Annotated in this window: 4 protein-coding genes; all 4 read left to right on the forward strand. The window is 52.3% G+C overall.

What is annotated here, in order from left to right:
• The first annotated feature begins 11 nt into the window (after positions 1-11).
• The 4 genes from bcsP to ACO0LN_RS11565 all read left to right on the forward strand — a co-directional run bounded on the left by bcsP (position 12) and on the right by ACO0LN_RS11565 (position 10,908).
• Entirely contained in the window at positions 12-833 is an 822-nt protein-coding gene (gene bcsP, locus ACO0LN_RS11550) for a cellulose biosynthesis protein BcsP (RefSeq protein ID WP_422973839.1), read from the forward strand.
• Positions 830-1,597, forward strand: coding sequence for a cellulose biosynthesis protein BcsQ (bcsQ, locus tag ACO0LN_RS11555; RefSeq protein ID WP_422973841.1), 768 nt, complete (start codon positions 830-832; stop codon positions 1,595-1,597). Before bcsP ends, bcsQ begins: the two co-directional genes overlap by 4 nt.
• On the forward strand, positions 1,598-6,154 hold the full coding sequence (gene bcsA / locus ACO0LN_RS11560; protein ID WP_422973843.1) for a UDP-forming cellulose synthase catalytic subunit: 4,557 nt from the start codon (positions 1,598-1,600) through the stop codon (positions 6,152-6,154).
• Between the two features lie 161 nt (positions 6,155-6,315).
• Positions 6,316-10,908: a cellulose synthase subunit BcsC-related outer membrane protein gene (locus ACO0LN_RS11565; RefSeq protein WP_422973845.1), complete on the forward strand. Its 4,593-nt coding sequence runs from the start codon at positions 6,316-6,318 to the stop codon at positions 10,906-10,908.
• The last annotated feature ends 17 nt before the right edge of the window (positions 10,909-10,925 follow it).

Here is a 10,925-nt window from a genome sequence, read left to right on the forward strand (position 1 = left end):
TGGTGAACATTATGGATGATGACGTAAAAAATCTTTTTCAGAAATTTGGGCAATCGACTGATGCGTATCGCGAAATCAATCGCGACGCTGACAGTGAACAGGCAAAACAGCGCTGGCCCTTGTTGCGTGACGTACATCTGCACGCGGGACCAGTTCCTGCCGCAGCACCCGCACGTGCTCAGTACAGGGAAGAAGAGCTGGCTGCGCCAGTCCATTTGAATGACAGTCCTTTCCGTCCCGCTGCCGCGAAAACTACGGTGAGCAGAGCAACTGCGGTTAAAGTTAGCGCCGCGCAAGCCGCGCCTGAGGGGCATGCAAGTATCAGGCACAGCTCTCAATTGCCTTTGAAGCAAATGCTGATGCAAAAGGCTGCAGTCGAAGAGCAAGAGCCGGAACCAGAAGTAGCGTCTCCATTTTTGTCAAGAGTTTTACCTTCGGCACCAAAGCAAAATACTGCTGGTAAAAAAGAGTCTGTTACCAGTGGCTTGTTTTCCGGCAGGGGCCAGGTCTCACCTGAGCGTGAAGTGGAAGCGCCTGCGCATGCTGTGCCCGGTATTGCTGCAAGCACTGACATACGCAAACCTGTGAATGTCAGTCCTGCGCAAGTGATGCCGGCTACTGTCATACACAGCATACCTGCAGCGCATGCCATGCCTGTGAAACAAGCCCATGTACATGTTGAAGAACAGCGTAATCAAAGCGTGAAAACCAAACCCGCCAGCAAAGACCAACCGGTCAGTGCAGTCTTTGGTCGCCTGGCTGGCAAGCAGGAAGAAGCCAAGCCAGCCGATGCGGGTACCAATTCATTCTTTAAAAAAATATTTAAACCATGAGGGTAGTTGCCGTCATTTCTCCCAAGGGTGGGGTAGGTAAAACTACCGTTACCGCAAATCTGGCGGCATCCCTGGCCCGTCTCGGTCCACGCATCACCATACTGGACCTCGATCCGCAAAACGCACTCAGATTGCATTTTGGTATGGCACATGATGATGCTAGTGGTATTGCGCAGCAAGAAACCATGGAAAATAGCTGGACAAATTTCTTGTTTGAGAGCGCCTATGGTGTCGATTTTCTGCCTTATGGCAGTGTGGATGAAGGTCAGCGTGCAGTTTTCGAACAGGAAATCAAGGCCGATCCAAAATGGCTCGCAAAGAAACTGGCTTCGCTGAATTTATCTGAAAATAGCGTGGTCCTGATAGACACGCCACCTGGTCCCAGTATTTATCTGCAACAGGTCTTGCATGCAGCAAATTATGCGCTGGTGGTGTTAAAGCCAGATGCGGCCTCTTATTCAACGATACCATCGATAGAATCCCTGATCGATTATTACTGTGCTGACCGTAAGGAGTTTCTGGGTTATTGCTATCTGCTGAATCAGATGGACGCCGTCAAGCAATTGAGCCGCGATGTGTTTGGCATGTTGCGCAGCAGTCTGGGTAAACGCTTCATACCTGTCACTATTCACAAGGATGAGGCAGTCAGTGAAGCGCTGGCTTGCCAGACACCAGTTTCCTATTATTCACAGCATTGTTCTGCTACGCATGACATGCAAGAGCTGACGGCCTGGCTGCAAACGAATTTCAGATTGGTTGATTAAATGCGTTCGATACTTAACTCCCGATATCTCTATGGTCGCCTCAACGACCTGGGGCGTGCCATGGTCAACTGGCCAGGCTGGGAGCGCAAGACACCGCGTTTTCTGGCCTTGATGGTCGCAGTGTTTTTGTACTGGACCAGTATCAGCATCCCGCTGGATTTGCCGCTGCAAACACTGTTTTCGATTATCATTTTTAGTACTGCGCTGTATCTGCGTCGGTATACCGGCACGCTGATTTCACTTGTGATGGTGATGTTCTCCATCAGTGCCACCAGCCGCTATATCTATTGGCGCATCACATACACCATAGGCACAGACAATCTGATCGACCTGTTCTTTGCGCTGGTGTTGATCATGGCTGAGGTGTATGCCTGGCTGGTGCTGTTGCTGGGTTACTTGCAAACTGCCTGGCCTTTAAAGCGTAAGCCAGTCATGATGCCGCCAGATACCTCGACCTGGCCTACGATAGATCTGTTCATCCCCAGCTACAACGAAGACCTGGCCGTAGTTAAGCCTACCGTGCTGGCGGCGATGGGTATAGACTGGCCCAAGGATAAACTCAATATCATTATCCTCGATGACGGACGTCGCCCTGCCTTTGCCGAATTTGCGGCCTCAGTCGGTGTACAGTGTTTTACCCGTGCGGATAATAATCATGCGAAGGCCGGTAATATCAATGCTGCCTTAAAACGCACGACCGGAGATTTCGTCGCGATCTTTGATTGCGATCACATGCCTACGCGTTCGTTTTTGCAATATACGATGGGCTGGTTCCTGGTTGATCCCAAGCTGGCGATGGTACAGACACCCCATCATTTTTTATCACCAGATCCGTTTGAACGCAATTTGCAAACCTTCCGCAATGTACCAAATGAAGGTGAATTATTTTACGGCCTGATACAGGACGGTAATGACCTGTGGAATGCGACTTTCTTTTGCGGTTCCTGCGCCATCCTGCGTCGCACCTATCTCGAAGAAGTCGGCGGCATTGCGGTAGAAACCGTGACCGAAGATGCCCACACGGCATTGAAAATGCAGCGCCTTGGCTATAACACTGCCTACCTGGCCCTGCCGCAGGCTGCGGGTCTGGCAACTGAGAGCTTGTCTGCGCACGTTGGTCAGCGTATACGCTGGGCGCGTGGCATGGCGCAGATTTTCCGTACTGATAATCCCCTGCTGGGCAAGGGGCTTAGTTTTGGCCAGCGGCTTTGCTACAGCAATGCCATGCTGCATTTCTTTTATGGTTTGCCGCGCATGGTGTTCTTGCTGGCACCATTGTCCTATCTGTTCTTTGAGGTGCATATTATCAAGGCTTCGGCCTTGTCGATCGCAGCTTACTCCTTGCCTCACCTTTTACACGCCAACCTCACCAATTCACGCATACAGGGCGCGCACCGGCATTCCTTCTGGGCCGAGGTGTATGAGGCGACGCTGGCCTGGTATATCTTCCGCCCCACACTGGTAGCGCTGATCAACCCAAAACTTGGTAAGTTCAACGTGACTGCCAAAGGTGGTCTGGTCGAGCAGGAGCATTTTGACTGGTCGATTTCCAAGCCCTACCTGATCATGCTGGGCATGAATGTGTTGGGATTTTTTGTCGGTATTGGCCGTGCATTGTGGTGGAATACCTACGAGATGGATACCGTTATTCTGAATATGCTGTGGACGATTTATAACCTGGTTATCCTTGGTGCTACCCTTGCCGTGGCAACAGAATCCAAACAGGTAAGACGCACACACAGGGTCAGGGCAGTATTGAATGCGACCCTGCGTTTGAACAATGGTCACTCCATAGTTTGCCGTACTGAAGATTTTTCCATGGGTGGCATGTCTTTCCGTGTACCTGAAGGTTTTCAGATGCACAAGGATGAAGATTTGATGATTTCCCTGTATGGCACCAACGGGGAGTCAGTATTTCCGGCCAGGACAGTGTTCTTCAAGGATAATCTGCTTAGTGTGCAATTCGCGCCGCTCGATTTGCAGCAGGAAATGGATTTGATCAATTGCACCATAGGCCGTGCCGACGTCTGGCTCAGCTGGTCAAACGACAGGGATATCGACCACCCGCTGAATGGTTTGAAAGAAATCGCCTACCACAGCATGCGCGGGTTCAGCAGGTTTGGTAGCAGCATGAAGCAATACGTAGCGGAAAGAACAGGGCATATGAATAAAATAAATGAGGCGTCCATCGTGAAAAACATCGTGACAAGTGTCAGAGCTAAATTAACGCGCAAAGGCAGTAGCACGGCTCTGGCCATACTTTGTGGCGTAACAGCGGTAGCGCACCATGAAGATGGTTTGGCCAAGTCCAAACATGCGAGCGCGAGTGCTTCAGCAACAGCTACCGCCCAGCCTGCCGTTACTGAAAAAATTGCGTTGGAAGACTTGCAGCCAACCTCGGTGATCGGTGGACAAAAGACCTATAACATCAGCCTCAAGGACATGATAGGCGTCAGCTCCAGTGTCGAATTGCGTGGCACCGAGGGCGAGCGTTCTTTCCCCTTCACCGTACGCAGTGACGAGGTGATTACCGCAGCCAAGGTAAAATATGGCATTGCCTATTCACCTGCCTTATTGCCTGATCTGTCGCACATACAGGTGCTGGTCAACAATGAACTGGTCAGTGTTGTTCCTTTACCGAGAGAGACGTCCAAAGGCATAGTGCGTGAAGACGTGATAGATCCACGGTTTTTTGCTGACTTCAATCAACTCAGTTTTAAACTCATAGGCCATTACACCAGGGATTGTGAAGACCCTTATCACTCCAGCCTGTGGGCCAAGCTCAGTCACACCACCAATCTGGAATTGACAGTTTCTCCCCTGACCCTGGCAAATGACCTGGGTATGTTGCCAGCGCCTTTCTTTGACAGACGCGACAACAAATTGCTGGAGCTGCCTTTTATCCTGCCCGCAACACCTTCACTGGAAGTCTTGCGCAATGCGGGTGTCGTTGCTTCCTGGTTTGGACATCTGTCTTCTTATCGTGGCGCACGCTTTCCTATCGAAGCCAATACCCTGCCACGTGGTAACGCCGTGTTGTTTGCCACCGCCAATGAAGCACCGGCAGGCGTGACTTTGCCAGCGATTGCTGGCCCGACCCTGGCTATCATGGCAAATCCAGCCAACCCCAAAGCCAAGTTGTTGCTGGTGCTGGGACGTGATGTCAATGAACTCAAGATTGCCGTACAAGCCCTGACCATGGGTCAGATGGCCATGTCTGGCGAATCTGCCGTGATCAAGAATCTTAAAGAAATCGATCCACGCAAAGCCTACGATGCGCCAAAATGGCTGCCTACTGATAGACCAGTCAAGTTTGGTGAACTGGCTGCGCCACCGGCACTGAAAGTCAATGGCCTGACACCAGACCTGATACGCGTGAACCTGCGCGTTGCGCCTGATTTGTTCACCTGGCAAAAAGAAGGCGTGCCTATCGATTTGCGTTACCGTTTCACGCCGCGTCCTACCGTTGATAAATCGACTTTGAACATCGGTATCAATGATGAGTTCGTGCGCTCCCTGCCTTTGTCCGGCACGCAGGTAGAAAAAGGCAAGATCAAGGAATCGGTCATGCTGTTCTTCAAGGATGGCCAACGTTATGCCCAGGATGAAATCCAGGTGCCGACTTTCCGCATCGGTGCAGAGAACCAGTTGCAATTCCACTTCTTTTACGATTACCCAAAACAAGGGGCATGTAAAGATGTGTATCTGGACAATGTGCGCTCTGCTATAGATCCAGATTCAACGATCGATTTTTCGAACATGCCACACTATGCTGCCATGCCTAATCTGGCATATATGGCAAATGCCGGCTTCCCATTCACACGCATGGCAGACCTGGCGCAAACAGCCATCGTCATGCCAGACCGTCCAAATGCGCAAGAGATGGAATTGTTCCTCAATGTCATGGGCCGCATGGGTGAATCTACAGGTTACCCGGTACTGAACAGTACCCTGATCCGTAGCGCTGACGTTGAAAAACATAGTGATAAAGACTTCCTGCTGTTAGGTGCAAGCGGCAATCTGCCTTTGCTCAAACAATGGTCAAAATACATGCCGATGAGCATGGATGAAAACGGCAACCGTCTGCAATTGCCTACAGGTTTCCTGCGTCTCGTGACACGCTGGGCTGGCCGTGATCTTGATACCATGGAACGCCATGCCGGTGAAATGCTGGCCAAGACTGGCAATGCCTTTGGTGCCATGATGCAGTTTGAATCACCTTTGTCCAGCGGACACAGCGTGATTGTCATGACCTCTGGTGACTCGGCCAGCCTGGCTGATCTGACCGCGGGTTTGAACAAGGCTGATCTGCGTAGCAAATTCCAGGGTGATCTGGTGCTCATCAAGGGCGAGCGTATCGCCAATGCACAAATAGGTGAAACCTATTACTCAGGCAGCTTGCCCTGGTGGACCTGGTTGAAGTGGCATTTATCTACCCAGCCTTTCATCATGATTATTTTCCTGATGTTGGCCTCGTTGATTGCTGCGACCATGCTGTTCCGTTTCTTGCGCAAGAAAGCAGCATCCCGCCTGGCGCTGGAAGATAAAAAGAAATAATTGAAATGGATTGAGTTGTTTGGGCGGCGTTCTATCTGAAGCGTAAAATAAGTAGATAGCGCTGCCCATTTTCTTGATTTAACACCTGACACAGTGCTGATTTTCTGAGGTGACGATAAACAAGCTGACTCACAGAAAAAAGCGATCATTAGGGGAAGTAAATGGTCTTCAAGAAGAAAGCGATAGTCTTTGCGCTTTTGACGGTTTTTTTTGATAGCGAAACTGCGTTCGCGCAATCAGCTTTGACACAGCAATTGAAAGAGCAGGCGCAGTTCTGGCAACAACGCGGCCGTGACGACAATGCGGCAGATATCTGGCGCAAGTTGTTGAAGGTTGATGCCAATAATATCGATGCGCTGATGGCCTTGTCCGTACTTGAAGCCAAGGCAGGTAATCCCGAGCAGGCCAAAACCTATTTTTCGCGTTTGCGTGGTACGCAGGCGAGTTCTGCACAAATACGTAATGTTGAACAGGCTTTGCGCCGGGGTAGCAATGGTGGCGTAGGCCAGCTGGAAAATGCCCGCTTGCTTGCCAAACAGGGTGATACTGAAGCCGCAGTCGATGCCTACAAGCAGATAGGTGATCCTTCCAAACTCAAAGGCGATGCCGCTTTCGAATACTTCCAGGTTCTCGCCGGCACCAAGAATGGTCATGCTGAAGCCCGGAAGGGATTGGAAAAACTCAGCAAGGAAAATCCAGGCAACAGCAAATACGCACTCGCCTACGCCCAGGTACTGACTTACCGTGAGCCCAGCAGGGTAGAGGGCATGGCCTTGCTCGAAGGTCTCAGTAGCAGGCCCGATGTCGGCAAGCAGGCGACAGAATCCTGGCGTCAGTCCCTGAGCTGGATGGGTATGAAGCCGGAAAATGCCAAATACTTCAACCACTATCTCGAAAAACATCCTGATGACCAGCTCATCAGGGACAGGATGGCGGGTTTGACCAGACCTGCGGCAGTTACTCCGCCAGCAGTGCAAACTGCACAAACCGTACAGACTGTAAAGCCGGCAGAGATCAAGCTCGCAGACAAGTCAGTGAAAACTGAAAAGGTCGATAAGTCTGAGAAGATAGATAAGACTGAAAAGGTCGATAAGCATGAGAAGGCTGATAAGGCTGATAAAGTTGATAAGGCAGCACCAAAACCCAAGCCAGTCGCAGAAAATCCTATAGAGAAAAGCCGCATCGCTGGCTTCAAGGCACTGGAAGATAATGAGATTGAGGCAGCAGAAGCCGAATTTCAGGGGCTGATCAAAAACTATCCCAAAAACCCGATAGGTTATGGCGGCATGGGGCTGGTCAAGATGCGCCAGGAAGAGTTCATTGAGGCGCGCACTTTCTTGCATAAGGCAGTCGATTATTCACCTGCACAATCGAAAGACCAATGGAAGCAAGCTTCTGACGATGCCAGCTATTGGGCAACCGTGGCCGAGGCGAGGAATGCCTTTGAAGATGGTGACAGCACCAAAGGTATTGATTTCCTGCGCAAGGCGATTGCCCTGAATGGCAAGGAGCCAGCCGGTATCCTGCAGCTCGCTGACGCCTTGCAGGCAGAAAATGATTTAAAAGGCGCAGAAGAAAATTACCGCCGCGTCCTTGATGCAGACAAAACCAATATCCGCGCACTTGATGGTGTGATTGGTGTGCTGGTTTTACAAAAACGTATTGCTGATCTGGAAGCCTTGAGCAGTATCATGCTGCCGCGCCATCTGGCCATCATCGCCAATCTGAAATCAGAAGATTTATGGAACAAGGCCAAGGCTGCAGAAGCCACAGGTGACATCAGCACAGCACAAAAAATGCTGGAAGATGCCATCATGATCAAGCCGGACAATGCCTGGCTGCGCATGGCGCTCGCCAGGATTTACCTGAAGCGCGACATGCCAGGACAGGCCCGCGCCCTGATCGAAGCGATGACCAATGTGGAAGCACCAGACCCTGAAGCGTTGTATGTCAGCGCCTTGCTCAGCGAAATGCAGCAACTCTGGTGGGAAGCCCTGAATACGCTGGAAAGAGTACCCGCAGCTTCACGCAAGAAAGAAATGGTGGATCTGCAAAAACGCCTGTGGATCAGGGTACAGATAGACCGAATCACCTTGCTGGCCAGGCGCGGCAATACCAGTCAGGCGAGTGAGATATTGACACAGGTAGAGCAAGTCGCCGGCAATGATATGGAATTCACCGGCACCATGGCGAACCTGTATATACAGTTGGGCAACAAGGAACGTGGTTACGCCATGTTGCGCGAGGCTGTGCAAAATACGCCCAAACCGGCAGCAGGCTTATTGTTGCAATATGCGGGTACGTTGATGCAGGCAAACCAGGAAGGTGAGCTCGAAGCCGTCATGCGCCGGGTAGCTGCCATGCCCAATCTACAAGAGACAGAAATTACCGCCTTCACCCAACTGCAAAGAGTATTGGCGATGCGCTATGCCGAGCGTGCGCGTGAAGCGGGCGATTATGCAACGGCCTATGCCTACATACAGCCCATGCTGATCGCCACCCCTGATGACGAGATGCTGCTGCTGACGCTGGCCCGTATTTATACGGCGTCAGGCGATAGCGCATCAGCGCGGGAATTGTATGTCAAGGTTTTGCAAAGTGACCCAGAAAACCCTGAAGTCTTGCAGGGCCTGGTCTATGCCGCGATGGAAGCACGTGATCTCGACAATGCAGAAAAATACCTGAGTGTGCTGCTGCGCCAGGAACCGGATAATCCGCGTTACCTGGCACTGGCAGGCAATGTCGCCAGGGCACAGGGAAATAATAGCCGCGCCCTCAGTTATTTCAAAAAAGCGCTGGCACTCGAACAGGCACAAAAAACCGTGGTCGGTTCAGGTCCGAATGGTTTGCGTCTGGTGGATACTGCACCAGCCAGTACGGTCGGTGATTTCAAGGTCAATCCTTTTGCTGATCGCAAATCTGGTGCGCCTGCCAACGCTCAACAACCACAGCTAAGAACAGTAGCACCGACACCTGTACAGGCACCAGGAGCAGCACCTGCATCAGTACCAGGGCCGCTCCTGAAAGAAGCGCCAGCCAGTAACTTTACCGGCGGTATATTTGCGCCAGTTGGCAAGCCATTGACTAAACCGCCAGCACCCTCCGGTGTCCCTTTGAATAATGTAGCGCCTGGCAGCACGCAACCCAAAACTATTCCAAGTTTGCCGAGCTTGCCTCCAGCTCCTAAAGTTCAGCCAGCTCCAGCCAGCGTACCTGCGGGGTCGGCACCGCCACCTGCCAATACCTTGCAGCCCAAGATGCCAACGGCAGTTGGTGCGCCGCCAGAGCCAAACCGTGGCAGGCCAGATACCTATAGCAACGGCGCGACCATGCAAAGCCCTTATCCTGAAGGGCAAAACATGCTGGCGCAGTACACGCCAGCTGTGCCATATGTGCCGCCCAAAGCCAGCTACACGGCAACAGTGCCGGTGCCGCAGCAATATGCTGTTAGTAATAGCAACAGTAGCAAAGCGCGGCCAGCGAAGGCCGCCAATGTGAGTGCCGAAGAAGCGGCGTTGCTGAAAGAGATAGATTCGATCAACGAACTCAAACGCACAGAAGTATCGGTCGAAATTGCGACCAGAGCGCGCAGTGGAGAAAAAGGCCTGTCAGCGTTGACCGATGTAGAAATCCCGATCGAAGCCCGCATCAACACCCTCGGTCTTGGTCAGTTCGGTCTCAAGATCATTCCCGTGGTGGCCGATGCCGGTACCCTGTATCTGAACGACCCTGCTGTTTCAGGCCAGTTTGGCCGCAATGCCATCGTGGTAGAACGCGCCAGATACGCCAAAGTCCCGTTCACCACCATCGCCCGCCAGCAAGGCCTCTCCAATGTCGCCACACTCGATGAAGAAGCCAAAGGCGTCGCCCTCAACCTCAGCTACGAAATAGCCGGTGTCAGAGCCGACATAGGCTCCAGCCCCATAGGCTTCCCCGTACAAAATGTAGTCGGTGGCCTGCGCTGGAGTGGCAGTGATGATGGCGCCAGCCTAGGCATAGAAATCGCCAGACGCTCCGTGACAGACAGCTACCTCTCCTATGCCGGAGCCAAAGACAGCCTCTACGGACTCACCTGGGGTGGCATCACCCGCACCGGCGTCAAGATCGACGCCTCCTATGACGGCGAAGATGGCGGTGTCTATGCCAGCCTTGGCTACTACGGCCTCACAGGTAAAAACGTCGCCAAGAACACCGAAGCAGAAGTTGGTGTCGGCGCCTACTGGCGCGCCTACAAAACCAATGACTTCAGCTTCACCACTGGTTTAGGGCTCACCTCCTTCTTCTACCAGAAAAACCTGCGCTACTTCACCTACGGCCATGGGGGCTACTTCAGCCCCAAATCCTATGTGGCGCTCGGCATACCGCTAGAGATAGCAGGACGCAAAGGCAAGTTCTCCTACCAGCTCGCCACCTCACTCGGTGTCCAGCATTTCCGCGAACTGTCAGCCTTGTATTACCCAAACTCAGCAACAGACCAGGCAGAGCTGGAACAATTTGCTGCGGCCAACCCCACCATCAACATCCAGACCATCTACCCTGGCCAGACCAGGACAGCGTTCGCATTTAAAGTGGGTGGCGCAGCAGAATACCAGCTGACGCCACATTTATTCCTTGGTGGCAAGATCAGTGCAGACAACTCGGGGGATTTCAACGACACCTCGGCAGCCCTGTACCTGCGCTACAGCTTTGAGCCGCGCAAGGCACCGGTGACATTCCCGCCTGTCGCTCCCAAGGCGTATTACCAGGGTAACTGAGTCAGGCTAATCAGACT

Origin of the sequence: Undibacterium sp. TC9W, from assembly GCF_049339865.1 — a bacterium.
In the GTDB taxonomy this organism is placed as follows: domain Bacteria; phylum Pseudomonadota; class Gammaproteobacteria; order Burkholderiales; family Burkholderiaceae_D; genus Undibacterium.

Bases quoted from the DNA above. Each gene is read 5' to 3' on its own strand.
- ACO0LN_RS11565 (WP_422973845.1), top strand. From the start codon at position 6,316: ATGGTCTTCAAGAAGAAAGCGATAGTCTTTGCGCTTTTGACGGTTTTT.
- bcsA (WP_422973843.1), top strand. From the start codon at position 1,598: ATGCGTTCGATACTTAACTCCCGATATCTCTATGGTCGCCTCAACGAC.
- bcsQ (WP_422973841.1), top strand. From the start codon at position 830: ATGAGGGTAGTTGCCGTCATTTCTCCCAAGGGTGGGGTAGGTAAAACT.
- bcsP (WP_422973839.1), top strand. From the start codon at position 12: ATGGATGATGACGTAAAAAATCTTTTTCAGAAATTTGGGCAATCGACT.